Genomic DNA, 25,794 nt, shown 5'->3' on the forward strand with positions numbered 1-25,794 from the left:
CTCCGGCACAACGCCCGCGATGCCACCCGCCCTCTCGCGATCCTCACCATCCCGTGATCAAAACCAGGACACACCGGCTTCACGCCGAAGCCCTGGCACCGGACCCCCCGGAGCGACAACTGGGAGCTGAATCCGGCGCCCGGTCAGCGTGTGCGGCGCGTGGAGACGAACGAGGGCCACGGGCCCGACCAGGTGCTGATCCCCATCGCCGTCGTATGTGACGGATCCGCGCCGGTGGTGCACCGGATGTGCCTGTCCGTCACCGAGACCGAGCACCTCCGCGCACAGCTCGACTATGTGCTGAACTCGCCGCTCCGGGCCAAGATGGAGGAGCGCCTGCGGGCGCGGTGATCCGATGTCGCCCGACGCTCTCACAGGACCGCCTCCGCTTGCCCGTACCGCCGAGTGCTGCTGTTGTGAGCGGTCCACCGACGCACCGGTTCCCGTGCGCTGGGTGTCCCGCCCGGACGGCACGGGGACCACGCTCCACGCCTGCCCCGGCTGTGCCCTCTACACCGAACCCGGCCCCATCCGGGACGAACTGGCGGAGTCCGGCTGACGGCGATCCTGGGACCCCGCCCGTCACCGAGAGGCTGTGTGCTTCCGGGCATGCCCGCTCGTGGGCCGACACGGTGCGCGGGCCGGGCCCGTGGGTGTCGGTGGCCGGCGGTGGCGCGGGGGAAGGGACGCGGCCCTGGGCGCCGTCCGCGGTTCGGCCGGGGACGGGCTCGCCCGGTCCCGGTCCGAACAGCCCCGGCCTCCGGCCTCAGTGGCCCCGGTACTCCGGGGTCCGGCGCTCGACGAAGCTCGTGACGCCCTCGTTCGCGTCCCGCGTGGTCATATTGATCTCCTGCGCCGCCGCCTCCGCCGCGAACGCCGTTGCCCGGTCGGACTCCAGCGACGCGTTCACCAGCTGCTTGGTGAGGGCGAGGGCCCGGGTCGGCCCCTGGGCGAGCCGCTCGGCCCACTCACGGGCCGTCTTCTCCAGCTCGTCCGGGGGGACGACGCGGTTGACGAGGCCGAGGCGTTCCGCGTCGGCGGCCGGCAGGGAGTCGCCGAAGAACATCAGCTCCTTGGCGCGCTGCGGCCCGATGAGCCGGGGCAGGAGATACGCTCCGCCGCCGTCCGGGACCAGCCCCCTTCGTACGAACACCTCGATGAACCGCGCGGGTTCGGCCGCGAGAACCAGATCGCAGGCGAAGGCGAGATGCGCGCCGATCCCGGCGGCCGTGCCGTTCACCGCGGCGACGACGGGCTTCTCGCAGTCCAGGACCGCCGCGATGAACCGCTGCGCGCCCTGGCGGATCGTCCGGGCGACGTCCCCGGCGACCCGCTCCCGCCCGGTCGACGGCGAACCCCGCAGATCCGCGCCCGCGCAGAACCCCTTGCCGGTGGCGGTGATGACGACGGCCCGCACCTCCGGGTCGCCGGACGCCGTCCCCAGCAGCGCGATGATCCGCTCGCGCTGGTCCCAGGTGACCGCGTTCATCGCCTCGGGCCGGTTGAGGGTGATCCAGGAGACACCGTTCTCGACCCGGTGCAGTACCTCGTCCGCGTTCACCTGCGCGTCCTTCACCTGCGCGTCCTTCACCGGCGTATCGCTCACCGGCGTATCGCTCACCGGGGAGGCGTTCACCGGTGCGTCGTTCAGCGGCCCGTCGTTCACCGGCGTTCCTTTCATCGGCACACCGCCAGCGCGTCCAGCGCCACCGCGCCCTGACCGCGCGGCAGCACCGTCAGCGGATTGATGTCCAGTTCGGACAGTTCGTCGCCCAGCTCCAGCGCCATCCGCTGGACCCGCAGGACGACCTCGACGAGGGCGTCCACATCCATCGGCGGTCCGCCCCGGACGCCGTCCAGCAGCGCCCGCCCGCGCAGTTCGTCCAGCATGGCGCGCGCCTGGCCCTCGCCGAACGGGGGCACGCGTACGGCCGCGTCCCGGAGGACCTCCACCAGCACCCCGCCGAGCCCGACCGTCACGGTCGGCCCGAACAGCGCGTCCTGGGTGACGCCGACGACCATCTCCACCCCCCGTTCCACCATCTGGCACACCAGGATGCCGTCCAGCTCGATGCCCTCGTACCGCGCGATGTCGGTGAGTTCGCGGTAGGCGTCGCGTACCTGGCTCGCGGAGGTCAGACCGACCTTGACCAGGCCGAGTTCGGTCTTGTGCGCGAGCTGGGTGCCGGACGCCTTCATGACGACGGGGTAGCCGACCAGCCCCGCGGCCCGTACGGCCGCCGCCGCGCTGGTCACCAGTTGCTCGCGCGGCACCCGGATCCCGTACGCCCGCAGCAGCTGTTTCGCGGAGTGCTCGCTGAGCTGTTTGCCGGGGCGCATCAGCGCCTGGGCCTTGCGGAAGGAGGGGGAGGGGGTGCGCGGGGCCTCGTCGAAGGGGGAGAGATAGCCGGAGGCGAAGCGGTGGTGGTCGAGATAGGCGCGTACGGCGGTGATGCAGTTACCGAAGGTACGGAAGGTGGCGACGCGGGAGGACCCGAGCAGGGTCTCGCGGTACGCCGGCTCCGTACCGACCGGCGAACCCCACACCACACAGACCAGTTTGTCCGTCGCCTCGGCCGCGTCCACGAGGTCCTGGGCGAGTCGGTCGCTCATGGGCGGGAAGGGGCCGGTGATCGGACAGATCAGCACCCCCACCCCGGGGTCGGCGAGGATCGCGTCGATGATCTTCCGTCCGCGCCAGTCGCCCACGGGATGGCCGCCGTTGTCGACGGGGTTCGCGACGTTCAGATACTCCGGTATCCACTGGTGCAGCTCGTCCTGCTTGGCGCCGGACAGGCGGGGGAGACGCAGTCCGGCGGCGGTCGCGAGATCGGAGAAGTGCGCGCCCGTGCCGCCGGAGATGGAGTAGACGACGACCCCGTCGGCCAGCGGCCTGCGGGCGCGGGCCAGCAGGGCCGAGGTGTCCTGGAGTTCGTCGAGGCCGTCGACGCGGATGACTCCGTACTGCCGCATGGCCGCGTCCACGACCTGGTCGGCTCCGGTGAGCTTGCCGGTGTGGGAGGCGGCCATCCGCGCGCCCGCCTCGGTACGGCCCACCTTGACGGCGACGACCGGCACCCCGCGCCGGGCCGCCCGGTCGGCGGCGAGCAGGAAGGAACGCCCGTCCTTGAGCCCTTCGACGTAACAGGCGATGGCACCGACCTCGGGCCGTTCGGCGAAGTACGAGATGAAGTCGGCGGTCTCCAGATCGGCCTCGTTGCCGGTGGGCGCCCAGTGGGAGAGGCGTACCCCCAGCTCCTGCATGGTGAAGACCGGCCGGCCCTGGTGGCCGGACTGGGTGATCAGCGCGATCGCCGGTCCGTCGAGGTCGTCGCGGAACCTCTCGAAGGCGTTGAGATTGGTGTTGGGGCCGAGGAGCCGTACGCCCGCCCGTTCGACGGCGGCGGCGAGCCGGCTCTGGGCCACCGCGCCCTCCTCGCCGGTCTCGGCGTATCCGGAGGCGAAGGCGACGGCGAATCTGACCTTGGCCTCGGCGAGTTCGCCGATGACGGGCAGGGGGTCGCCGACCAGCAGGACGGCGAGATCGACCGGCTCGGGCAGGTCGGCCACGCGGGGGGCGCAGGGGAGCCCGAAGACCTGGTCCCGGGTGGGGTGGACGGGGTAGAGCCGCGCGCCCACGCGTCCGGCCCAGTCGATGAGCTGCCGGGTGATGCCCGTGTTGGGGCGCCCTTCGGCGTCGGAGGCCCCGACGACGGCGACGGACGCGGGCCGGAAGAACCGGTCGAGATCGGGCACCGGCGCGTACAGCGGACGCCCGCTGACATCCATGTCCCCATCGGCCGGGGTGACCGACGCGGTGTCGTGGATGGCGTCGCGGGGCTGTTCTCCGCAGGCCACTACGCGTGCGCGGAGGTCGGAGGTGAGGGTGCCGTGAGTAGATCCAAGCATCGGTGAGCCCCGCTCCTGCTCGTTGCCAAGTCCAAAGTTACTGACGCATAGTCAGATTACAGAACTGACGGCGCGTCAGGAACAGGCGTGCAGGCAAAGGGTGCCGGGGTTCACCGGGCCCCTACCCGAGACCCGGGGTTCTCCGGGCCCCTACTCAGGACCCGGGGGTTCTCCGGGCCCCTACCCGGGAAACGGCACCGGCAGACCACCGGATCGCATCGGTCCGGTCTGGCGTGCCCGGCCGGGGGCGACCCGGCCCGGGTGGGATGCGGTGTGGTCGGGGCCGGTGCGTCGCGATCCGGTGCCGCCGGTGGCCGTGCCCGGTCCGGCCCGGGCGCGGGTCGCCCTTGGTGTGTTCAGCACCTACGTCCCGTACGGCGCATACGGGGACGGCGGGGGCGGCCTGCCGCATGACCGGGTTCCGCCGGGCGTGTGGCCGAATCGCCGAGGCAGTAACAGAGTCGTCCGCGCAGACGCTGAGGTGAGCGGGCGACGAGCTTGCGCTGACCGGGCCGTACAGGGGAGGGCCCGGTCAGCGCGATCGGCCGTACGGCACCGTCCCCGCCCCGGCCACGTACCGCGCTTCCTGCCCGCCCGTCTCTCGGCGTGCCTGTGCCTCAGCGTGCCGCCAGTGCCTTCGCGATCCTGCGCGCGTCGATCGCCAGCTCACGGAGCATCCCGCTGACGGGATTGGTGAATCCGGTGAAGTACAGCCCGGGCGCCTGCGCCGGAGTGCGGCGGCCGTGTGCGAGGGGCTTCCCGTTCGCGTCGAGGACGCCGAGGTGGCCGATCATCCCCTCCAGCGCGCGCCGGTAGCCCGTCGCCGCGATCACCACGTCCGGGGAGAGCCGGGTCCCGTCGGCGAGGACCGCCTTGTCCGCCTCGAAGGCGGCGAGGGCCGCGACGGGTTCGACCTTCCCCGTACGCACGGCGTGGATCAGGCCCACGTCCTGCACCGGGACCGCGCCCTCCTTGACCCGCGAGTACAGACCGGTGTCCGGGCGCGGCAGGCCATGGGCGGTCAGATCCGGTACGGAGACCCGGGTCAGCAGCCCGGCCAGCCGGTCGACCACCGCGGCGGGCAGCCTGCGGACCAGGATGCCGCTGCGCTGGGCGGGCCAGCCGGCCACGGAGCGGCGCACGATGTGCGGGGTCGTGCGCACCGCGAGCCGCACCCGTGCGGCGCCGCCCTCCGCCAGGTCGACGGCGATCTCCGCGCCCGTGTTGCCCGCGCCGACGACCAGGACGTCCCTGCCCGCGTACGGGGACGGCTCGCGGTACTCGCACGCGTGCAGCAGCTCACCGCCCCAGCCGTCGCGGCCCGGCCAGTCGGGCAGCCGCGGGGTGTGGTTGTGGCCGGTGGCGACGACGACCGCGCGCCCGGTCAGCCGCCGTCCGCCCGTGGCGTGCAGCAGCCAGTCGGAGCCCGCCGGTTCGATACGGGACACCTCGACGCCCGTGACGATCTCCAGTTCGTGGAACTCGGCGTACTTCTCCAGATAGCGGACCACGTGGTCGCGGGAGACCCAGCGTCCGAACGACCGGGGCATGGCCAGGCCCGGCAGTGCCGACAGCCGCCGGGTGGTGTGGAGGCGCAGCCGGTCGTAGTGGCCGCGCCAGGAGGCGCCGACGGAATCGGACTTCTCCAGGACGACGGCCCGTACGCCCCGCTCCCGCAGCGCCGCGGCCACGGCGAGACCTCCGGGGCCGCCCCCGACGACATAGACGGGTCGGTCGTCGGTGCGGTCGAAGTCCCCGCCTCTGTCCGCCGGGGACTTCCTCCCGGACCTCCCCGCGGACTTCGATATTTCGCCGGCCATGAGGCGTGAGCGTACTGCCGAGTTCTGTTGGTGTGTCCCAGTCGAGGCGGAAATCGATTGCGAATTGATCACGTACGGTACGGCTGGTTCCGGCTTGTTCCGACTTGTTTCCCCTCCGGCCGGATCGGACGCGCACGCCTCTTGCGCTCCGGTGCCCCATCGGCTGAACTGACGTACCGTCAGAAAGTCTGGGGGAGAGGGAGGTCCGGTCCGGATGCAGACCATCTGGCTCACCGGCGCCGAATGGGGCGCCGTCCTCCGTATCGGTCTCGGCCTGTGGTGGCTGGAGAGCTGGCGGCACAAGGACAGGAAGGGCTGGTTCGAGCGCGGGACCGGCATCGCGTGGGCGGCCGAGGTGGCGGGCAAGCACCGGTGGCCGTTCGTGAAGGACGGCTTCCGGAAGATCGTCGAGCCGCGTCCCCGGATGATGGCGTACATCGTCGTCTACGCCGAACTCGCCCTCGGGCTCGGCCTGGTCAGCGGCTTCCTCACCCCGATCGCGCTCGTCGGCGGACTGCTGCTCAATCTGCTCTATCTGGTGCTGATGATCCACGACTGGGCCGAGCAGGGACAGAACGCGATGATGGCCCTGATCTCGTTCGTCGCCCTCTTCGCGATGTCCTGGCAGACGTGGTCGCTCGACAGCGCGACCGGACTGTTCTGATGGCCGCGAACCGTACGCCGGCGCCGCAGTCGGGGCCTTCGGCCGCGTCTCCGTCCACCGCGACGTCCGCCGCCGTGACTCCCTCGGCCGCGACGCCGTCCACGGCGGCGCCTTCCGCCGTGACTCCCTCGGCCGCGGCGCCTTCCGCCGTGACTCCCTCCGCCGCCACTCCCGACATCGACGACTTCACGCGTACGTACTGGGACGCGGCAGCCGGGGGGCGGCTGATGGTCCGCCGCTGTCGCGCCTGCGTGAAGGCACACCACTACCCGCGCGAGTTCTGCCCGTTCTGCTGGAGCGAGGACGTCGACTGGGAGCGGGCGAGCGGGCGGGCGACCCTCTACACCTGGTCCGTGGTGCACCGGAACGATCTGCCGCCGTTCGGTGCGCGGGTCCCCTATGCCGCCGCCGTCGTCGATCTCGCCGAAGGTCCGCGCATGATGACCGAGGTGGTCGAGTACGCGGAGGGGGAACTGGCCGTCGGGATGGACCTGGAGGTCACCTTCCGCGAGGACGGCGGGTCCCGTACGGAGGACCGGTCCCGTGCGGGGGCCGGGGGTGCGGGCGTGCCCGCGGGGACGTCCGTGCCGGTCTTCCGGCCGGTGCGGCGGTAGCACCCGCGAACGATCCGGATCCGGACCCCTCTCTTTCAGATCTGGCGGACGCACGCCAGACGCTCACTCCGCCAGGTGGTTTCAACCGCCGATGTCTTTGCGGACATATACGCGAACCTCCATTCGGGAGCAGCCTGTTGCGTACGGCACCGGACGCGCGCCGGACGTGTCCGGGGGCGACCCGAAGGGAGTGTGCGCAATGAAGGTCAACTTCGCCAAGTTCGACGGTTCTCTGCCTTATGCGTCCGAGCTGTACGGCGTGTATCAGCCCTTGCTGGGCTGGAAGTCGGCGCGGCTGTCCAGGCGGTTCGGGACGGCGGGCGGCGACCCCGGCCCCGGCCGTCGGCCGCCCCTTGTGCCCGGTGAGCCGAGGGGCTCAGGGCCAGAGCAGATCCCGCCGCCAGCCGCCGCCCGGGTCGCGGCGGTAGCGAAGCCGCACATGGCGCCGCTCGGGGTGGCCCTGGAAGAACTCCACCTCGCGCGGTTCCAGGACGTACCGCGTCCAGGTCGGGACCGCCGTCTCCGGCTCCGCCCGGGCCCGTTGCCAAGCGGTACGGGAGGCGGCGGCGAGTTCGTCGAGCGAGCCGAGGACCTCGCTCTGCCGCCCGGTGAGCGCGGCGGCCAGCGCACCCGTGGACCGGGCGTGCAGATCGGCCCGGCTCTCGTCGGACCCGGCCGCGCCCACCGGCCCCCGGACACGGATCTGGCGCCCCTGCACGGCCCAGTAGAAGCCGAGGGCCGCCTCCGGACGTGCGGCCAGTTGGCGCCCCTTCGCACTGGTCGCGTGGGAGGCGAAGTGCCAGCCCCGTTCGTCGGCGTCGTGCAGCATCAGGGTGCGTACGTCGGGACGGGAGCGTTCGTCGACGGTGGCCAGGGCCATGGTGTGCGGCTCCGGCTGCCCCGCCGCCACGGCCTGTGCGAACCACCGGTGGAACAGCGGCAGCGGCTCGTCCGGCGCGTCGGCCGGATCGAAGGCGGGCAGGTCGGCGTCCCAGACGCGCTGGGCGTGCAGGAGGCTGCGGAACGCGGCCTGAGGATCGGTGTCCATCACCCCAGTCAACCGCACCCGCGGGTCACTCCCGGCCCAGGACCACCGTTCCCGAGGAGCAGAACCAGCCGCCCGTGCCGGAGGCGACCGCCAGCCGGGGCGGTTCGCCGTCGCGCCGGAGGGTCTGATGGCCGCCGGCCTCGCCGCGTAGCTGCCGTACCGCCTCCACCAGCAGGAACAGGCCCCTCATCCCGGGGTGGCAGGCGGAGAGGCCGCCGCCGTCGGTGTTCACGGGCAGTTCGCCGCCCGGTCCGATCCGCCCCTCCCCGACAAAGGCGCCGCCCTCCCCCTTGGCGCAGAACCCCAGGTCCTCCAGCGTCACCAGGGTCATATAGGTGAAGGCGTCGTAGATCTCGGCGATGTCCATCTCGGCGGGGCGGAGCCCGGCGCGCTCGAAGGCGAGGCGTCCGGAGACCGCGGCCGGGGAGACGGTGAAGTCGTCCCACTCCGACATCGTGGTGTGGGAGACGTACTCGCCGGTGCCCAGGATCCACACCGGGGCCTTCGCCGTGTCCGGGACGTACTCCTCCGCGACGAGCAGTACGGCACAGCCCCCGTCGCTGCGGATGCAGCAGTGCAGCTTGGTGAAGGGATCGGCGATCATCGGCCCGTCCAGGACGTCGTCCACGGTGATCGGGCCGCGGAACATGGCGTCCGGGTTGGCGGCGGCGTGCGCCCGGGCCTGGACGGCGACCGAGGCGAGCTGCTCCAGGGTGGTGCCGTACTCGTGCATATGGCGGCGCGCGGCCATCGCGTACTTGGCGATGAGCGTGTGCCCGTAGGGCACCTCGAACTGGAGCGGCCCCCGGCCGCCGAAGGACAGATTGGAGGTGCGGCGCCGGGCCTTGATGTCGGCACGGGCGGTGGAGCCGTAGACGAGGAGGACGGCGTTGGCGTGACCCGCGGCGATGGCATCGGCGGCGTGCGCGGCCATGACCTCCCAGGTCGCTCCGCCGACGGCCGTCGAGTCCACCCACCGCGGCTTCAGCCCCAGATATTCGGCGACCTCGATGGGCGCGAGCGTGCCGAGTCCGGCCGAGCCGAAGCCGTCGACGACCGAGCGGTCGAGCCCCGAGTCGGCCAGCGCGCGGCGCGCGGCCTGGGCGTGCAGGGTGTAGGGAGTGGGACCGTCGACACGTCCGCAGTCCGACAGGGATATGCCGACGATGGCGACCTTGCGGGCAGTCCGCGGGGGAGTAGACATGAATCTGACGGTACATCAGATACCGGGGAGTGGAGTAGGGAGCGGAACATGGTCCAGAGCGCCGCGCCGGATGTGGACGGCTACCTCGCGGAAGTGACGGACGAGGGCAGGCGGACCGCTCTGGCGCGCATCCGGGAGCTGTGCCGTACGGAGCTGGCGGGATACGAGGAGCTGATGGCGTACGGAATGCCCGCGTACCGCCGGCCCGGCGCGGAGCAGGGGGAGATCGCCTTCGCCAACCAGAAGCAGTACATCTCCTTCTATCTGCTGCGTGTGGATGTGCGGGAAGCCTTCGAGGACCGGCTGGCCGGCCATGACATGGGCAAGGGGTGTCTGCGCTTCCGGCGTATCGAGAAGATCGACTACGACCTGGTGCGCGATCTGCTCCGTGCGACGGCGGCGGCGACGGAGGCCGGCCCGGGCCGGATCTGCTGACCCGGGCCGCCGGCGCCCTGGGTGGGCCTGTGCCCTGGGTGGGCCTGCCGCCTTGGGGTGGACCTGTGCCCCGGGCCGCGCCTGCCGACCCGGGTCGGGCCTGTGCCCCGGGCCGCCCAACACCCCGGGTCGGGTCTGTGTCCTGGGTGGGCCTGTCGACCTGGGGCGGGTGTGCCCCGGGCCGCCCAACACCCCGGGTCGGGTCTGTGTCCTGGGTGGGCCTGTCGACCTGGGGCGGGTGTGCCGCGGGCCGCACTTGTGCCCTGGGGGCCTGCCGCCCTGGGGTGGGCCTGTCGACCTGAGGCGGGCCTGTGCCGTGCGCGGCCGCATCTGACCCGGTCTCCCGTGGTTGCCCGGCCCCGCCGTTGACGGCCGGCCGTTGTCGCCTGCCGCCCGCTGCTCACCGTCGCCCGCCCCGGGCTTCACGAGGCGGCCTCGCCCGGGGGTCCGCCCTGGCCTGCCCCGCCCCAACCCGCCCCGGCTTCACCAGGCAGCCCCGCCCGGCGCGCCGGGCTGCCCGCCATGCCCCGCCAGGTCCTCCGCCCCGCCCGGGCGGCCCCGCCCCGGTTCTTCCCCCCCCACGGCCTCCCCGTTTCCTTTCGCCGACGTGTGCAGAGGGCTGTCCATCTGGAGGCGGCCCCCCTAGCATGACGCCCCGTCAGAAATGGAGGGGCCGTATGGACACCGCCTTCACCGCGGAACAGGACGAGATCCGCCGCACCCTGCGCGAGCTGCTCGCCAAACGCTCCGGCCCGAGCGAGGTCAGGGCCGCCGTGCTCACCGGCGACGGCCACGACCCCCGGCTGTGGACGCGGCTGTCCGAGCAGCTCGGGCTGCCCGGACTCGCGCTCCCCGAGGAGTACGGAGGCGTCGGCTGCGGGCTTCCCGAACTCGCCCTCGCCTGTGAGGAGACCGGCCGCGCCCTGCTGCCCTCCCCGCTCCTCGCCACCTCGGGCCTCGGCGCCCCCCTGATCACCGCGCTCGGCACCCCCGCCCAGCGCGCCGACCTGCTGCCGGGTATCGCCGACGGGTCCCTGACCTGCGCACTCGCCGTTCCCGGCGGGGGACTCGCCACCGCGCTCGGCCTCATCGGCGACAACGCCACGGGCGAGTGGGCGGGCGGGGGCAGAGCGGGCGGCATCCAGGCCCGCCCGGCGGACGACGGCTCGGGCGGCTGGCTGCTGTACGGGGAGGCCGCCCAGGTCCTCGACGGCCACAGCGCGGGGCTCCTGCTGGTCGCCGCGCACACCGGGGGCTTCCCGCGCAGCCGGACGCTGCTGTTCCTGGTACGGGAAGGGGCGGCCGGGCTCTCCCGTACGCGCCAGACCACCCTGGACGAGACCCGCCCCCAGGCACGGATCGAACTCCGCGACTGCCCCGCCGAACTGCTCGGCGAGGACATCGGCGAGGCCGGTGACGGCGTCGGCGCAGGCCACGGCGTCGGCGAGCGCGCCGGGGGCCACCGCGCGGCGGAGGTGCCCGGCGCGCTCGCCGCGACCGGTGCCTGGGCGGCGGCGCTGCTCGCGGCGGAGGCGGTGGGGGCGGCGGCGAGCGCCCTGGACCGGACGGTGGAGTACGTCAAGGCGCGGGAGCAGTTCGGCCGGGCGATCGGCTCCTTCCAGGCGGTCAAGCACCGGCTCGCCGATCTGTACGTCCACGTCCAGGCGGCCCGCTCGGCGGCGTACTACGCGGCACGGCACCCGGACGAGGCGGGACTCGCCCTCGCCCAGGGCCTGGAGGCGATGCGCGTGGTCACGGCGGAGGCGGTGCAGCTGCACGGCGGGATCGGCTTCACCTGGGAGCACGAGGCGCATCTCTACTTCAAGCGGGCGGCGGCCGACGAGCTGCTGTTCGGCCCGGTGCACCGGCTGCGGGGGCACGCGGCACAGGCGGCGGGCCTGTTCGTGGCGCCCGAGGTGCCCGCGGCGGAGGCGGTGTGATGGCGACCGGGGCGCCGATGGGCGTACGGCTGTTGCGGAAGGTCTCCTCCACCCGGGGCTTCGCCAGGGTCGCGCCGCACTTCATCCCGGCGATGGACCGCGCGGTGCACCGGCTGACCCGTGGCAAGGTCCTCCTGAGCGCCCGGATGCTGCCGGGTCTCGTCCTGACGGCGCGCGGCGCGAAGTCCGGACTGCCCCGGGTCACCCCGCTGGCCTGTATGCCCGAGGAGGACACCGGCTCCTGGATCCTCATCGGCTCCAACTTCGGCCGCGAGGGCCACCCGGCGTGGACGGCCAACCTCCTCGCCCACCCGGACGCCGACATCAGCTGGAAGGGCGAGGACATTCCCGTGCGGGCGCACCTGCTGGAGGGGGACGAGCGGGAGCGGGTCTGGGAGCGGGCCCTGCTGTTCTGGCCGCCGTACGCGACGTATCAGGCCAGGGTGCCCCGACGGATCCGGCTGTTCCGCCTGACCCGCGGATAACGCGGACGCCCCACCGCCCCGACCCGCGCCCCATTTCCCCAACCCGGGGTGCCACCCACCCGGCTCGGCGCCACCGCTCCGACCCGCGCGCCACCCACCCCGCTCGTGCGCCGCCCCACCCCGCCCCCGGGCGCCCTCTCCCCGGCCGGAGCCCTCGCCTCCGAGGCGCTGTCCGGCCGAAGGGATCCCGTCGGGCACGGCTCGCCGACTGGTTAGCTCTCGTTAAGAGTTAACGTGGATATATGTCCGATATCGGGCTGGCTGAGGAGCTCGGTGAGCTGGTCGTCGGTGTCAACCGGCTGGTGCGCCGCACCCTGCGCGGTGGTGTGGTGGGTCCCCCGCTGCCGACCGCCCAGGCAGAGCTTCTTCGACTGGTCCAGCTGAACCCCGGCATCCGCGTATCGGCGGCGGCGCGGGAGCTCCGGCTCGCCGGCAACTCGGTGTCGACCCTGGTCCGGCGGCTGACCGGCCGGGGGCTGCTGCTCCGGGAAACCGACCCCGGGGACGGGCGGGCGGTACTGCTGTACACCACCCCGGAGGCCGCACGGCGGCTGAAGGACTGGGACGACCGGCGGGCCGCCCTCTACCGGGAGCGGTGGCTGCGGCTCGGCGACGAGGACCGGGCCGCGCTGGCCGCCGCCGTACCGGCGCTGCGCAGGCTCGCCGCGCAGTTCCAGGAGGATTCACCCACCAGTACCCGGAGGTGACCCGGCCATGACCGGGAGCGCCATCGACTGCACCGGACTCGTCTACCGCTTCGGCGACACCCGCGCCGTGGACGGGGTGGACTTCTCCGTCACGTCGGGCGAGGTCTTCGGACTGCTCGGCCCCAACGGCGCGGGCAAGACCACCACCATCAGGGTGATCACCACCCTGCTCCCCGTTCCGGCCGGAATGATCCGGGTCTTCGGGCACGATGTGGCCCGGGACAGGATGGCTGTCCGGCGCCTGCTGGGGTACGTCCCCCAGCAGCTCTCGGCCGACGCCGCCCTGACCGGGCGCGAGAACGTCGTCCTCTTCGCCCGGGTGTACGACGTGCCCCGCCGGGAACGCGGCCCACGCGTGGCGCAGGCCCTCGACGCCGTCGGTCTCGGCGACGCGGCCGACCGGATGGCGGGCACCTACTCCGGCGGCATGATCCGCCGCCTCGAACTCGCACAGGCCCTGGTCAGCTCGCCCCGGCTGCTGATCCTGGACGAGCCGACCATCGGGCTCGACCCGATCGCCCGCACCAGCGTCTGGGAGCGGCTCGACGACGTACGGGCGGCCACCGGAATGACCGTCATGGTCACCACCCACTCCATGGACGAGGCGGACCGGCACTGCGACCGGCTCGCCCTGATGCACCAGGGGCGGATCCGGGCCATGGGCACCCCGGAGGCCCTGAAGTCCGGGCTGCCGCGTCCGGCCCCGGCCGGCCGGCCGGCCACGCTGGAGGACGTGTTCCGCCACTACGCGGGCAGCGGCCTCGACGACGACAACGGAGGCGAATTCCGCGATGTGCGCAGCACCCGTCGCACGGCGTCGCGCCTCGGCTGAACCCGGTGTTCTGCCCATCGAGCCCTCGGTGGTACGCACCGGCTGGGCCGTACTGCCCTCCCGGGTGGCCGCGATGTGCGCGGTGGAACTCCAGAAGCTCCGGCACGACCGGACCGAGCTGTACACGAGGGCGGTCCAGCCCGCGCTCTGGCTGCTGATCTTCGGCGAGACCTTCAGCCGGATCGGGGTGATCCCGACCGGGAACGTGCCCTACCTCGACTTCCTCGCACCGGGGATCATCGCCCAGTCCGCCATGTTCATCGCCATCTTCTACGGCATCATGATCATCTGGGAGCGGGACGCGGGAGTGCTCAACAAACTGCTGGTCACTCCCACTCCCCGGGCCGCCCTGGTCACCGGCAAGGCGTTCGCGGCCGGGGTGAAGGCGCTGATCCAGGCCGTGGTGGTGATCCTTATCGCCGCCGCGCTGGGTGTGGCACTCACCTGGAACCCGCTCCGGCTGGCGGGAGTGGCGCTGGTCGTGGTCCTGGGGTCGGCGTTCTTCGCCTGCCTCTCGATGAGCATCGCGGGCATCGTGCTCACCCGGGACCGCCTGATGGGCATCGGCCAGGCGATCACGATGCCCCTGTTCTTCGCCTCCAACGCCCTCTACCCGGTGGCCCTCATGCCGGGATGGCTCCAGGCGGTGAGCCGGGCCAACCCCCTCAGCTACGAAGTGGACGCCCTGCGCGGCCTGCTGATCGGCACCCCGGCCCACCTTCCCCTCGATCTCGCCGTGCTCTCCTTCTCGGCGCTGGTGGGCATCGTCTGCGCCTCGGCGCTGATGGGCCGGCTGGCCCGCTGAGCACACCCCGCCCGCTCACGAGCGCGAGCACCAGCGCTGCCCCGGAGCGGTCTCCACGGCGCCGGTGAGCCGTCGGGGTACGGCGGCCTGCCGGAGTACGGGACCTGCCCGGGTACGGGACCCGTCGCGATACGGGATCCGCCGGAGTACGGGACCGTCCGGCTACGGGATCCGCCGGGGTACGGGACCTGTCCGGGTACGGGATCCGCCGGCCGAACCGGTCGTACGCCTCCGGGCCGCCCGGCCCGTGGGCGAGACGGTCCGGAGACCGCCGTGGACGGCCGGAGAAGACGACGGCCGCCAGGCCGGCGGCCCCGAGCGCCAGGGGGAGTACCGCGAGCCGCCCGCCCGGGGCGAAGCCTCCGACGGCGAGAAGAGCCAGGGCGGGAAGGCAGAGGGCGAGACCGCAGACCAGCAGGAAGGGGGACCACCAGCCCGTGGGGCCCACGCCCGCCGGTGCGCGGAGCAGCGGTCGCTGAGCCCGCAGAAGAACCGGCACGAGCGGGATCATGACGGCGGTCAGCAGGGCCAGCCAGGGAACGCGCAGGCCCAGCCAGGCCGCGGTGCCGATGGGGGGCTGGGGTGCCAGGCCCGTCGGGTAGAGGGCGAGGGCGACCAGGATGACGGGGGCCATGTGCCAGAGGTAGACGGTCATGACAGCGGCGTTGAGACGGGCGACCCTTCGCCGGAGGCCGGAGCGGGTGAGCAGGCGCCGCAGCGCGGGCTCGGCCATGAGCAGAAGGCCGGTCTGGGTGGCGGCGAAGGCGAGCAGGGCGATCGAGGGCGGGGCGGTGTTGCCCACCCGTGTCCCCGCGCCGATCATGTCCACCGGGAAGGGGCCCAGGCTCAGCAGTGCGACCAGGAGAACGGCTCCTCCCGCGGCCAGCGCCCGGCAGCGCCATCGCGGGGTGGTCAGTGTGCCGTCCTGCCAGGCGAACCCCCACTGGTGCATCGAGCCCCACACCAGCAGATAGTTGAGGAAGCCGGTCAGCGGCAGCCGGGGCCCGAGCACCAGGGCGTCCACACCCGCGGCTCCCAGTGCCATCGCCGCGGGCACCGCGAGTCCCCACCGGCGGTGGGCCGCGTGCAGGAGGGGGGTCAGGAGGATCAGCAGCAGGTAGACGGGCAGGAACCACAGGTGCAGCGCCACCAGCCAGCCCGCCCGGGCCAGTCCTGAGGGTTCGGCGCCCGCGAGACGGGCCGCCGTGACGGCGAACGCGCACACCGCCACGTACACCGCCGTGGGCCACAGCAGGCGCGCGGCCCGGCCCTGCACCCAGGTCCGCCAGTCCTCGCCCTCCAGTCGGCGAGCCTGCCACGAGACCGCGTGCGCGTAGCCGCCCACGAGAAAGAAGACCGGCATGACCTGCAGCAGCAGGGTGACCCAGCGGGCCCAGCCGACATGGTCCAGGGCATTCAGGCCGGACAGCCGTCCGGCCCGGTAGGTGACGTCGACCAGCAGCCAGTGACCGAGCACCACCGCACCGATCGCGCACACCCGCAGGAGATCCGCGCAGCGGTTGCGTTCCGCCCTCACCCCACCCATGATCCCGCGGCGCGCCCCAGGACCGGAAACGGCGCACCCCTGCCCCCTCTACGCCTCCTTCCGCCGGGCGTAGTGGCGGGCGACCCGGGTGCGGTTGCCGCAGCGGGACGCCGAGCACCAGCGTCTGCGCGGATGGGCGGGGACGAACAGCAGGACACAGTCCGGGGCCTCGCACTCGCGCACCCGGCCCGCGTCCGGGCCGGACAGCAGCTCGGCGGCGGCCTCGGCGAGCCATCCCGCCACCCGCTGTCCCAAGGTCGCCCCGGCCCGGTGCCGTACGGCGGTGACGGCGGTCCCGTCCCAGGCGAGACCGCGTACGGCGGGTGCGTCAAGCTGCGCCCTGTTGAGGGCGTCCAGAGCGTCCGCGGGTGGCCGCTCGCCCCGCCGTACGGCTCCGAGGGCGGCCGCGGTGGCCTTCCGCACGTCGCGCGGTACGGCGAGTGGCAGGCGTGGCTGCGGGAGCACACCCCGCCCGTGCTGATCGTCTGGGGGAGCCGGGACCCCTTCTTCCCCGAGCCCGGCGCGCACGCGTATCTGCGCGATGTGCCCGACGCCGAACTGCACACCTTTCCCACCGGCCATTTCGCGCTGGAGGAGAACCTGACCGAGATCGCCCCGCTGATCGCCGACTTCCTCACCCGAGTCTGGAAGCGATCCCGTGAACCGGGAACAACCGTGATCCGCGACAACTGTGGACCGCGACAACTGTGGACCGCGACCTGAACCCTGCGGGCGTGAACCGAACCCCCGGGAAGGCCGTACTCCGGGTCGCACCCCGACGCCCCGACGCCCCGACACCCCGGTGCCGTGTTGTCCGCCGTGCCCCGGCTTGGGTGCCGGTGTCGGCACCGACGCCCATGTCGGAGTGTCCGGGCCCGCCGGGTTCACGGCCGCCCGGCCCTGGCCTCCGGTTTCGGGTGACCTGCTCCCCGTGCCGGGCTTCGGGCGACCCGCTCCCGTTTCCGCCCTTTTTCGCTCGTTCGGGTGATACGTGACCGGATCACGCGGCGCTGGTGGCGTCAACCCGACACCCTCGCAGACGAGTACGAAGGAGACATCAGGTGCTGATACCGCCCCTTTGCCCCCACTGTCCGCAGCGGCCGCCGCTGTGGAAGGACATGACCACCTTCGGCGGCCCGCCGGGAGACATCCGCTGGCGCTGGTTCTGCGCCGGGTGCCGCCGGGGATGGGAGCCGACCGCCGAGCACAAGAAGAGGCTCGCGCACGCGGTCGCGGCGGGGAAGCGGTACGCGTTGAGGTGACGGCCGGCCGGAAGGGGGCCGACGCTGTCGGTTGATTCGGCCCTTCGCGTGACGCCGGCCTTCAAGACCTCCCTACCAGAAGGGCAGCGGCGGTCACCGTCGCTCTGTTAACGGCCCTGGGTTCGGCGGGAGGCATCTCCGGCCCCGCAACAGCTCACCGTCCGCGGGAAGCGGAGCCTCTGGCCGCCGCCCTGACCGGAGCTCCGGACCTCGGCCGGGGCATGCCGTGGGCCTGTCCGGCGGGACACGGTGTTCAGCGGGAGCGGGGTCCGGCGCGGACGTGTACGCGCTCGCCCTGGCCGCCGAAGAGGTTGAGGACCTCCACGGCCGAGTCATCGGCGGGGCCGAACCAGTGCGGCAGGCGGGTGTCGAACTCGGCGGCCTCGCCCGGTTCCAGGACCAGATCGTGGTCGCCCAGGATGAGCCGTACACGTCCGGACAGGACGTACAGCCACTCGTACCCCTCATGCGTGCACGGCTCGGGCCGGTTCTGGGCGGCCGGAACGACCGACTTCCACGCCTGCAAGGGGCCCGGCCGGTTGGTCAGCGGAATCAGGGTCCGGCCGTTGCGCACGCGTGGCCTGCTGTGGATCCGGGGGTCGCCGACCTCCGGGGCCCCGACCAGCTCGTCCAGCGGCAGCTGGTGGGCCTGTGCGATCGGCAGCAGCATTTCGAGGCTCGCGCGGCGCTGGCCGGATTCCAGCCTCGACAGTGTGCTCTTGGAGATCCCCGTGGCCTCGGCCAGTGCGGACAGGGTCACTCCACGCTGCGTACGGATGCGTCGGAGCCGTGCGCCGACCTGTGCCAGCGTGGCGGCGACGGGGGATTGCTCGTCCATGAGCCCATTCAACCCAAGCCGTCCCGGAAATGGCAACAGAAGTTGTCTCCAGCGCAACACTGGAGCACGTTGGGGACCGGAGGTGATCGCCGTGATCAAGGCGACGAAGAACATGCAGAACGGCGGCGTGCTGCCGGGTGGCGACGAGGTCCACGACGTGGCGGTGATCGGCGCCGGAGCATCCGGTCTGAGCGCGGCACTCCTTCTGGGGCGGGCCCGCCGCAGGGTGGTCGTGATCGATGCCGGCGAGCCCCGCAACGCCCCCGCCGCGCACATGCACGGCTTCCTGTCCCGTGACGGGCTGCCGCCCGCGACCCTGCTCGACCTGGGCCGTGCCGAGATCGCCCACTACGGAGTCGACGTCATCCGGGGCCGGGTGGAGCACATCGGGCCCGGTTACGACGTGCGCCTTGAGGGCGGCCCCGTACTCAAGGCCCGTCGCCTCCTGGTCGCCACCGGGCTGCGCGACGAACTGCCCGACCTTCCCGGCGTCCGGGAGCGCTGGGGCAAGGACCTTCTCCACTGCCCGTACTGTCACGCCTACGAGGTCCGCGACCAGCCCCTCGCCGTCCTCGGCACACACCCGGGCGCCGTGCACCAGGCCCTGCTCCTGCGCCAGTGGAGCAAGGACATCGTCTTCCTCACGCACACGCTCGAACTCTCCCCACAGGAACGGGAACAACTGGAGGCGTTCGGCGTGAACATCATCGAAGGCAGGGCGATACGGCTCGTCGTCGACGACGACCGGCTGCGCGGTGTCGAGCTCGCCGACGGCCGTGTGATCCCCCGCACCGCGGCCTTCCTCTTTCCCCGCCCGGCCCCGCGCGACGACCTCATGACCCTGCTCGGCTGCGCCAAGGACGAGCACGGCTGGGTCGTGACGGACCGCACCGGCCGCACCAGCGTCCCCGGGGTGTGGGCGGCCGGCAACGTCGTCGATCCCCGCGCCCAGGTGATCGCCGCCGCCGGCATGGGCTCCACCGCCGCGTTCGCCATCAACGCCGACCTGCTCCACGAGGACGTGGAAGACGCCGTCGCACAGCACCGCGCCGCGATGGCCCTGCCCTGACCACCTACCAGGCCACGGGCGAGGGCTCTGCGCGCGCCCGCAGAGCCCTGTGCGGAGCCGGGGCGTCCAGACGGTCGACCAGGCCCACCCCTGGGCCCGGTCGGTGATCTCGGCGATCGGATCACCCCTGGTGCCGGTGTACGCGTTCACGTCGTCCCACCCGCGCTCGGCGGTTGCCTCAGAGAGGAGTCCCGCTCTCCGGCGCGGGCTGCTTCTGGACCAGCGGCGCGGTGGCGGCGAGGCGGAAGCACATCCTTCGAGCGAGGATGGAGGGGTGGGCTCGGCAAGCAGTATCACTTCTGCCCGGCCGTCTCGTCAGACCTGGTGGCGGGCCCACCGCCGTCGAACGAACGCACCGAACGCACCGTCGTCAAGGAAGACCATGAGCACTGTGAACCTCGGCAAGCAGCACCCCGCCACCTACAAGAGCCTGGGGGCGCTCAACGCGCAGGCCGACACCGCCGTGCGGGAGGCGGGGCTCGATCCACTGCTGGCCGAGCTGGTGAGGATCCGGGTCTCTCAGCTCAACGGCTGCGCCTTCTGCTTGCGCATGCACACCCGCGACGCTCTCGCCAAGGGCGAGAGCACCGACCGCCTCGCCGTCCTGGCCGCCTGGTGGGAGTCGCAGTACTTCACCGCCCAGGAACGCGCGGCCCTCGCCCTGGCCGAGCAGGTCACCGAACTGACCGTCCCGGAGCGGCGCACCTGGGACGACGGTTCCCTCACCGACGAGCAGGTCTCCGCGGTCAGCTGGCTCGCGATCGTGATGAACGCCTGGAATCGGGTCGCCATCACCAGCCACTATGCGGTCGCCCCCTGAAGAGGGCCTTGAGCGCTGTAACGGTTTTTGCCGTGATGGGTGGGTAGTTACTGGTGGTGTGTCCGTCGACCAGCGGTAGCCGAGCGCGGCCAGGCCGATGGACCAGACGACGGCGAGCCACCCGTTGTGGCCGATCTCGGTGCCGAGGAGCAGGTCGCGCAGGGTTTCGACGGCGGGCGTGAACGGCTGGCACTCGGCGATCGGCTGGAACCGGCCCGGCATCGCGTCGACGGGGACGAAGGCGCTGGAAGGGGAGCAGCATCATCGGCTGCTCCCGTCGCCCGCCCGTCCTTCCGGCGGCGCGGCCCCTCCACGTGCGGCGCAGTCAGCGGCGGCGCCTGGGTGATAATCCGATCTTTCTTCGGCTTGTGCGGGAGTGTCGCCTACGCACAGTAATGCTCCCTGTCCAGTCTGTCAGGGAATTCCCGGAACAGGAGACTCACGAGCACTGCACGAGAGAAGTCGATGTGATGAGAGCCGTCCTCGCGCGGTTGCGACAACGCTCCTGGACCACAGGCCTGGCCTGTGCCGTCCTCGCGGCCTCCGCGCCCGCGCTCGCCCTCCGGGACGGGCCCGTATCAGCGTCCTCTGGAGGAGCACCTGCGTGGACCTCGACCGGCAGCTCCTGTGGGCGCAGACCGGCGAGGACGTGGTGTTCGACCCCGTACCGGTACGCACGGGACGGGATTCGGAGGAGACCCGGCCCGGCTGGCACGAGATCTACTGGCGCAGCCGCGACCATGTCTCGACGATCTACGACGACGCCCCCATGCCGTACGCCCGGTTCTTCGACGAGGGCCAGGCGCTGCACGGCCGACTGGACGACCTCTACGACGGCGGGGGCTCGGCGGGATGTGTCAATCTGCGGCTCGGGGACGCCCAGAGGCTCTGGGATCTGCTGGATGTGGGCGACCAGGTCTACATCTGGGGCACCAAGCCCGGCACCGGCGGCTGAGGACGGAAACGGGGACGGCGGGGACGGGACGGCGGGAGATCGGGGGAAAGGGACGGGGGACGGGGCGGGGCCAGGGGCCCGATGTGCGGCGCGGGCGAGCGCGCCCCACTCGGGCCCTACTTCAGCGGCTTCCTGCCCGTGATGCCGAGGTGGACCAACAGCGCGAGGTTCGGCCTCAGTTCGGCCTGCTTCACGCCCCAGGTGGTGAATCCCTTCTGGTGCGAGGCCACCGCCGCCAGCATGGCGACGAGCGAACCGGCCATGGCCGCCGGGCTGACGTCCTTGTCGACCCGGCCCTTGGCCTGGAGTTCCTTCACCGCGTCCGTGAGGGAGTTGGTGACGGAGTTCAGGATCTTCATACGGATCTTGTAGAACCGCTTGTCGCCCTCCGCGGCCCCGAGGTCGACGACCCGCAGGATCGCGTCGTTACGGCGCCAGAAGTCGAGGAAACCCTCGACCAGTTCCTCCGAGGTCTGCCATGCGGCCTTGCCGACCCAGGCCCGGCCGGAGACCAGCTCGGTCAACCCCGCGCCCTCCTTCGCCATTTCCTCGGCGATTTCGAGGACGGCGCCCTCGACGTCGGGGAAATACTGGTAGAAGGTCGCGGGAGACGTGCCCGCTTTCCGGGCCACGTCGATGACTTTGACGTCCCGGTACGGCGAGGAGCTGAGCATCTCGCTGAGGCAGTCGAGCAGCTTCTGCCGCGTCGCCTGGCCGCGTCGTCCGGCCACGCGGCCGTCGACAGTGCGTACTTGTCCTGTCATGCCGTCAGCTTACCGAGGGGTGATCGGCGCGCTATTCGGCCGACTGCAAATGGGGTGCGCGCGGACCGGGGCCGTACCCCCGGTTCGGCCGTGCCGCCGCCCCCGATCGGGCAGAAGTTCGATTTTATCTGCTGCGATGTCTGTGATGCCCGGTTAACTTGGGTTACGCAGGTTTTGCAGACAGGGAGCCGCATTCATGGCCGTATTCCCCGAGGGCACCCCGTGCTGGGTGGACGCGGCACTGCCCGATGTCGAGGCGGGCAAGCGCTTCTACGGCGAGCTGCTGGGCTGGACGTTCCGGCAGGAGAACGGCGACCCCTATGTCGACGCCTTCAGCGACGGGAAGCTCGTCGCCGCGCTCGCGCCCAAGAGCGACGGCCGGATGCCCACGGTGTGGAACGTGTACTTCGCCACCCCCGACGCGGTGGCCCTCGCCCGGCGGATCACGGAGGAGGGCGGCCGGCTGATCGTCCCGCCGCGACGGGTCGGCACCCTCGGCGCGGTCGCGGTCGCCGCCGATCCGGGCGGCGCGGTCTTCGGGCTCTGGCAGGCGGGGGAGCGGGCGGGGTTCGAGAAGCAGGCGAAGCCGGGCTCGTTCGGCTGGACCGAGGTCTACACCTGGGACAAGGAGCGGGCGGACCCCTTCTACGAGAGGGTCTTCGGCTTCTCCGGCACGGATCTGGCGCCCGAGGGCGCGGCGGCCCCGGGTCCCGACCGGGGTCCGCAAGCCGGCGCGGGTCCGGTCACGGCTCCCGGCCCGGGCTCCGGTACGCATGCCGGCCCGGGTCCGGTCACGGATACCGGCTCCCGTGCCGCCACCGCCCCCGGCCCTGCCACCGCCCGCGCCCCCGGCTCCGGTACGGATACCGGCTCCGATACGGCTGCCGGCCCCGGCCCCGGCCCCGGCCCCGGCGCCGATGTGCGGATCTGGTCGCCGCGGGGCGCCGAGCCCGGTGAGGACACGGCCGTCGGCGGCCGGTGCGTGCTCACCGAGCCCGCCTTCCCCAAGGAGCTGCCCGACCACTTCCTCGTCTACTTCTGCGTCGAGGACTGCGACGCCACGGTCGCCGCCGCCGTCCGCCTCGGCGGTCGTGTCCAGGCCCGGCCGTTCGACATTCCCCACGGCCGTATCGCGGTCCTCACGGACGATCAGGGGGCGGCCTTTGCCGTACTGGGGCAGCCCGCGGCCGGGGCGGGTACGCGGACGAGGGCGGCGGACGAGGCCGCGGACGCGGACGATACCGAGCGCGGGACGCGATCCGTGCCCGAATCCGGGTGAGACACCCCGATCCGCCCCCGGGTTCGCCACCGTCGCCTCCGGCAGGAAGAATCGGGGTGCGCAACCGCTGAGGGGCTCGGTGGTGAGACGCTGCACGGGGCTGTGGATGACGGGCCCATTTGGTTCTGGGCCCGTACGGGGAGGTGGCAGGCAGGTATGGAGCAGCTGACGCAGCACGATCCGAGACGGATCGGCCCTTTCGAGGTGCTGGCCAGGCTCGGTGCCGGTGGCATGGGGCTGGTCTATCTGGCCCGGTCGGCGTCCGGCCGCCGGGTGGCGATCAAGACCGTGCGTACCGAACTCGCCGAGGACCAGCTGTTCCGTGTCCGCTTCACCCGCGAGGTGGAGGCCGCCCGTGCCGTCAGCGGCTTCTACACGGCCGCCGTGGTGGACGCCGACCCCCGGGCCGCGGTGCCCTGGCTGGCGACCGCGTATGTGCCGGCCCCCTCGCTGGAGGAGATAGTGAACGAGTGCGGGCCGCTGCCCGCGCAGGCCGTGCGCTGGCTCGCGGCGGGCATCGCCGAGGCGCTCCAGTCCATCCACGGCGCGGGTCTGGTGCACCGCGACCTCAAACCGTCGAACGTCCTCGTCGTCGAGGACGGCCCCCGGGTCATCGACTTCGGTATCGCGTCCGGTGTCTCCAACACCCGGCTGACCATGACGAACGTCGCCGTCGGCACCCCCGCGTACATGTCGCCGGAGCAGGCGCGGGACTCTCGGAGCGTGACCGGCGCGAGTGATGTGTTCTCGCTCGGCTCCACGCTCGTCTTCGCGGCGACCGGCCACGCGCCCTTTCACGGGGCGAACCCCGTCGAGACCGTGTTCATGCTGCTGCGGGAGGGCCCCGACCTGGAGGGCCTGCCGGCCGAGCTGCGCCCGCTGATCGAGTCCTGCATGGGCATGGACGCCGCCCGGCGGCCCACGCCCGAGGACCTCCAGGCCCAGCTCGCACCGCATCTGTTCTCCTCCGGCGGCGACGACAGCGGTACGGCGTCCGCGTGGCTGCCGGTCCGGGCCACGGCGATGATCGAGGCGCGCCGGGGCGGCGGGCGCACGGCAGCGCCCCCGCCCGTCCCGCAGCCGCCCCCCGGCCCTCCTCCCGGTCCCGGTCCCGGCCCGGGTCCCGGTCCCGGCCCGGTCCCGCCGCAGCCCTCGCAGGCCCCGACCCGCCGCAACCCGGACTGGGCGCGGCGCGGCGGCGGCGATCCGCGCACCGAGCCCGCGCCCGTCGCGCCCGTCGCCGGTCCGGCCGCCGCCGGTCCCGTACTGCTGCCCGGTGTGAAGGCCCCCATCGGCCCCGGCCCCCGGGTCGCCGACTCGCGCGCCGCCCTCGCCGACGCGCCGCCCGCGACCGGCTGGGTCCGCCCCCCGGCAGCGCTGAACGGCTCGCCCGCACCGGCCCCCGCCGTCCCCGTACAGCAGCCGGTCCCCCCTCCCGTACCGTCCGCGGACGGGCCCTCGCGCTGGCGTCCCTGGCGTTTCCGGATGTCGAACGACGTCTGGGGAACCCCCGTCGTCGCCGGTGATCTGCTGTACGTCACCTCGTTCGAGGTCCACGCCCTGGATGTGGCCACCGGCCGCCGCCAGTTCAAGACGCGCGATGTGGCCTGGGCGATGGCGGTCGACGGCGGCCGTATCCACGCCTCCGACGGCCCCACGCTCTACGCGCTCGACGCGACAGGCGGCCAGGAGCGCTGGCGTCTGACGACCGACGCCTGGGTCTACTCCCTCAAGGCCGACCGCGGCACGGTCCTCACGGGGACGCGCGGCGGCGGCGTCCAGGCGTGGGAGGCGTCCAACGGCGAGAAGCTGTGGGAGATCACCGGCGCGCAGACGGACTTCGAGACCCCGGAGGCCGGTCCCGTGCTCTTCGGCGACACGGTGTACGTGTGGCGGGACGCCCGGCTGCGCGCGCTGGAGGCCCGTACGGGGGCCGAGCGCTGGTCGTACCCCATCGGTGACGCGGCCTCCTGCGGCAATGTCCCGGTCCGCGTGCAGCCCGCGCCCGACGGCTTCGTCTATGTCTCCGCGGGCACCCGCGTCCTCGCCATCGACGTCTCCAACGGGCTCGTCCGCTGGCACTTCGAGGCCCCCGCGGTGTTCCTCTCCCCGCCCGCGTACGCCCCCGGGCCCGCGGTCACCGGCGGCGGTGTCTACCTGGCCGACTACCTGGGCACGGTGTACGCCCTCGACGCCGTCACCGGCAAGGACCGCTGGCGCATCGCCACCGAGTCCCGCCAGTCCATCGAGCCGGTCCTCGTCACCGGCGGCAACGTCCATGTCGGCAGCGGCAGCGCCCTCTACACCCTCGACGCCGTCACCGGCACTCCCCTGTGGCGCTTCGCCGCGGGCGGTGAGGTCATCGGCGCTCCCGTCGTCGCCGACGGGCGGGTCCACTTCGGCTCCGCCGACCATGTCCTCTACACCCTCGACGCCTCCGGCGGACAACTCCGCTGGAAGCTCGCCACCGGCGGTGAGATCACGGGCTCCCCGGTGGCGGAGGGCGGCGTCGTCTACGCCTGCAGCAAGGACCGCTGCGTCTACGCCCTGGACGCGGTCAAGGGCACGGCCACGGGCCGCGGACGCTGACGGCGGCCTCCCGCTCGCGTCGCGGGGCCCCCGGGCGTACCGTCGTGGCGACGGCCGCCGTCCCACTCGCCGCCCTTCCGTGGCCGGGGCGACGGTCGTCTCCTCGGCCTCATTCGCGCCCGTCGGCCGGTTAAACCACCGCCCCCACCAAGGCTTGGTAAAGCCTTGGCGAACCTGTCACCGTCCGCTGCTAGGGTGGCGCGCACTCG

25 protein-coding genes and 2 pseudogenes are annotated in these 25,794 nt (G+C 72.7%); 17 read left to right on the forward strand and 10 right to left on the reverse strand.

What is annotated here, in order from left to right; translation table 11 throughout:
* Positions 1-159 precede the first annotated feature (159 nt).
* The gene (locus tag ACFYT4_RS27925; protein ID WP_389274718.1) at positions 160-351 is read left to right on the forward strand and encodes a hypothetical protein; all 192 of its coding nucleotides are present in this window, start codon (positions 160-162) and stop codon (positions 349-351) included.
* Between the two features lie 415 nt (positions 352-766).
* Here ACFYT4_RS27925 and ACFYT4_RS27930 read toward each other — a convergent pair whose 3' ends face one another.
* Positions 767-1,489, reverse strand: coding sequence for an enoyl-CoA hydratase/isomerase family protein (locus ACFYT4_RS27930; protein WP_389274721.1), 723 nt, complete (start codon positions 1,487-1,489; stop codon positions 767-769).
* On the opposite strand from ACFYT4_RS27930, the gene ACFYT4_RS27935 reads away from it, so the two are divergent.
* Complete coding sequence (locus ACFYT4_RS27935; RefSeq protein ID WP_389274724.1) at positions 1,452-1,748, forward strand: pentapeptide repeat-containing protein; 297 nt, start codon at positions 1,452-1,454, stop codon at positions 1,746-1,748. The two genes, ACFYT4_RS27930 and ACFYT4_RS27935, sit on opposite strands and share 38 nt — an antisense overlap.
* On the opposite strand, the gene ACFYT4_RS27940 is transcribed toward ACFYT4_RS27935, so the two are convergent.
* On the reverse strand, positions 1,678-3,909 hold the full coding sequence (locus ACFYT4_RS27940; protein WP_389274727.1) for an acetate--CoA ligase family protein: 2,232 nt from the start codon (positions 3,907-3,909) through the stop codon (positions 1,678-1,680). The two genes, ACFYT4_RS27935 and ACFYT4_RS27940, sit on opposite strands and share 71 nt — an antisense overlap.
* A gap of 617 nt (positions 3,910-4,526) precedes the next feature.
* Positions 4,527-5,717: a flavin-containing monooxygenase gene (locus tag ACFYT4_RS27945; protein ID WP_389274924.1), complete on the reverse strand. Its 1,191-nt coding sequence runs from the start codon at positions 5,715-5,717 to the stop codon at positions 4,527-4,529.
* A gap of 226 nt (positions 5,718-5,943) precedes the next feature.
* Here ACFYT4_RS27945 and ACFYT4_RS27950 point away from each other — a divergent pair, with 226 nt between their 5' ends.
* Together ACFYT4_RS27950 and ACFYT4_RS27955 are read left to right on the forward strand one after the other, a co-directional pair.
* Positions 5,944-6,393 (forward strand): DoxX family protein, encoded by a 450-nt coding sequence (locus tag ACFYT4_RS27950; RefSeq protein ID WP_389274730.1) that lies wholly within the window; start codon positions 5,944-5,946, stop codon positions 6,391-6,393.
* 149 nt (positions 6,394-6,542) lie between these two features.
* Positions 6,543-7,007, forward strand: coding sequence for a Zn-ribbon domain-containing OB-fold protein (locus ACFYT4_RS27955; RefSeq protein WP_389274733.1), 465 nt, complete (start codon positions 6,543-6,545; stop codon positions 7,005-7,007).
* A gap of 376 nt (positions 7,008-7,383) precedes the next feature.
* On the opposite strand, the gene ACFYT4_RS27960 is transcribed toward ACFYT4_RS27955, so the two are convergent.
* On the reverse strand, positions 7,384-8,055 hold the full coding sequence (locus ACFYT4_RS27960; protein WP_389274736.1) for a pyridoxal 5'-phosphate synthase: 672 nt from the start codon (positions 8,053-8,055) through the stop codon (positions 7,384-7,386).
* 25 nt (positions 8,056-8,080) lie between these two features.
* On the reverse strand, positions 8,081-9,259 hold the full coding sequence (locus ACFYT4_RS27965; RefSeq protein WP_389274739.1) for an acetyl-CoA acetyltransferase: 1,179 nt from the start codon (positions 9,257-9,259) through the stop codon (positions 8,081-8,083).
* 48 nt (positions 9,260-9,307) lie between these two features.
* Between ACFYT4_RS27965 and ACFYT4_RS27970 the strand changes: the two genes are divergently transcribed.
* The 6 genes from ACFYT4_RS27970 (at position 9,308) to ACFYT4_RS27995 (ending at position 14,463) form a co-directional block, all read left to right on the forward strand.
* Positions 9,308-9,694, forward strand: a complete 387-nt coding sequence (locus ACFYT4_RS27970) for an iron chaperone (protein WP_389274742.1) — start codon at positions 9,308-9,310, stop codon at positions 9,692-9,694.
* 677 nt (positions 9,695-10,371) lie between these two features.
* A complete protein-coding gene (locus tag ACFYT4_RS27975) occupies positions 10,372-11,634 on the forward strand; it encodes an acyl-CoA dehydrogenase family protein (RefSeq protein ID WP_389274745.1) in 1,263 nt (420 codons plus the stop codon).
* Entirely contained in the window at positions 11,634-12,119 is a 486-nt protein-coding gene (locus tag ACFYT4_RS27980) for a nitroreductase/quinone reductase family protein (RefSeq protein WP_389274748.1), read from the forward strand. The genes ACFYT4_RS27975 and ACFYT4_RS27980 overlap by 1 nt, the downstream gene beginning before the upstream one ends.
* A gap of 242 nt (positions 12,120-12,361) precedes the next feature.
* The gene (locus tag ACFYT4_RS27985; protein WP_389274751.1) at positions 12,362-12,826 is read left to right on the forward strand and encodes a MarR family winged helix-turn-helix transcriptional regulator; all 465 of its coding nucleotides are present in this window, start codon (positions 12,362-12,364) and stop codon (positions 12,824-12,826) included.
* A gap of 7 nt (positions 12,827-12,833) precedes the next feature.
* The gene (locus ACFYT4_RS27990) at positions 12,834-13,658 is read left to right on the forward strand and encodes an ABC transporter ATP-binding protein (RefSeq protein WP_389274754.1); all 825 of its coding nucleotides are present in this window, start codon (positions 12,834-12,836) and stop codon (positions 13,656-13,658) included.
* Positions 13,618-14,463 carry an ABC transporter permease gene (locus ACFYT4_RS27995; protein WP_389274757.1) on the forward strand — a complete coding sequence of 282 codons (846 nt, stop codon included), beginning with the start codon at positions 13,618-13,620 and terminating at the stop codon, positions 14,461-14,463. The genes ACFYT4_RS27990 and ACFYT4_RS27995 overlap by 41 nt, the downstream gene beginning before the upstream one ends.
* A 511-nt stretch (positions 14,464-14,974) precedes the next feature.
* Here ACFYT4_RS27995 and ACFYT4_RS28000 read toward each other — a convergent pair.
* Positions 14,975-16,009, reverse strand: a pseudogene (locus ACFYT4_RS28000) (acyltransferase); the annotation flags it as partial.
* A 48-nt stretch (positions 16,010-16,057) separates the two neighbouring features.
* Positions 16,058-16,474: a CGNR zinc finger domain-containing protein gene (locus ACFYT4_RS28005; protein WP_389274760.1), complete on the reverse strand. Its 417-nt coding sequence runs from the start codon at positions 16,472-16,474 to the stop codon at positions 16,058-16,060.
* A 9-nt stretch (positions 16,475-16,483) separates the two neighbouring features.
* Here ACFYT4_RS28005 and ACFYT4_RS28010 point away from each other — a divergent pair, with 9 nt between their 5' ends.
* Positions 16,484-16,732: an alpha/beta fold hydrolase gene (locus tag ACFYT4_RS28010; RefSeq protein ID WP_389274763.1), complete on the forward strand. Its 249-nt coding sequence runs from the start codon at positions 16,484-16,486 to the stop codon at positions 16,730-16,732.
* Between the two features lie 338 nt (positions 16,733-17,070).
* On the forward strand, positions 17,071-17,271 hold the full coding sequence (locus ACFYT4_RS28015; protein ID WP_389274766.1) for a hypothetical protein: 201 nt from the start codon (positions 17,071-17,073) through the stop codon (positions 17,269-17,271).
* Between the two features lie 253 nt (positions 17,272-17,524).
* On the opposite strand, the gene ACFYT4_RS28020 is transcribed toward ACFYT4_RS28015, so the two are convergent.
* Positions 17,525-18,109, reverse strand: coding sequence for a helix-turn-helix domain-containing protein (locus ACFYT4_RS28020; protein ID WP_389274769.1), 585 nt, complete (start codon positions 18,107-18,109; stop codon positions 17,525-17,527).
* Between the two features lie 112 nt (positions 18,110-18,221).
* Here ACFYT4_RS28020 and ACFYT4_RS28025 point away from each other — a divergent pair, with 112 nt between their 5' ends.
* Entirely contained in the window at positions 18,222-19,178 is a 957-nt protein-coding gene (locus ACFYT4_RS28025) for an NAD(P)/FAD-dependent oxidoreductase (RefSeq protein WP_389274927.1), read from the forward strand.
* Between the two features lie 382 nt (positions 19,179-19,560).
* On the forward strand, positions 19,561-19,998 hold the full coding sequence (locus ACFYT4_RS28030) for a carboxymuconolactone decarboxylase family protein (protein ID WP_389274772.1): 438 nt from the start codon (positions 19,561-19,563) through the stop codon (positions 19,996-19,998).
* 63 nt (positions 19,999-20,061) lie between these two features.
* On the opposite strand, the pseudogene ACFYT4_RS28035 reads toward ACFYT4_RS28030, so the two are convergent.
* Positions 20,062-20,247: pseudogene (locus tag ACFYT4_RS28035) on the reverse strand (ABC transporter permease); the annotation flags it as partial.
* A gap of 127 nt (positions 20,248-20,374) precedes the next feature.
* Here ACFYT4_RS28035 and ACFYT4_RS28040 point away from each other — a divergent pair.
* Complete coding sequence (locus ACFYT4_RS28040; protein ID WP_389274775.1) at positions 20,375-20,953, forward strand: L,D-transpeptidase; 579 nt, start codon at positions 20,375-20,377, stop codon at positions 20,951-20,953.
* 116 nt (positions 20,954-21,069) lie between these two features.
* Here the strand turns inward: ACFYT4_RS28040 and ACFYT4_RS28045 are convergent, their stop codons facing one another.
* Complete coding sequence (locus ACFYT4_RS28045; protein ID WP_389274778.1) at positions 21,070-21,717, reverse strand: TetR family transcriptional regulator; 648 nt, start codon at positions 21,715-21,717, stop codon at positions 21,070-21,072.
* 196 nt (positions 21,718-21,913) lie between these two features.
* Here ACFYT4_RS28045 and ACFYT4_RS28050 point away from each other — a divergent pair, with 196 nt between their 5' ends.
* The gene (locus ACFYT4_RS28050; RefSeq protein ID WP_389274781.1) at positions 21,914-22,996 is read left to right on the forward strand and encodes a VOC family protein; all 1,083 of its coding nucleotides are present in this window, start codon (positions 21,914-21,916) and stop codon (positions 22,994-22,996) included.
* 156 nt (positions 22,997-23,152) lie between these two features.
* The gene (locus ACFYT4_RS28055) at positions 23,153-25,585 is read left to right on the forward strand and encodes a PQQ-binding-like beta-propeller repeat protein (protein WP_389274784.1); all 2,433 of its coding nucleotides are present in this window, start codon (positions 23,153-23,155) and stop codon (positions 25,583-25,585) included.
* Positions 25,586-25,794: the final 209 nt, after the last annotated feature.

Source organism: Streptomyces sp. NPDC004609 (assembly GCF_042873655.1).
Classification (GTDB): domain Bacteria; phylum Actinomycetota; class Actinomycetes; order Streptomycetales; family Streptomycetaceae; genus Streptomyces.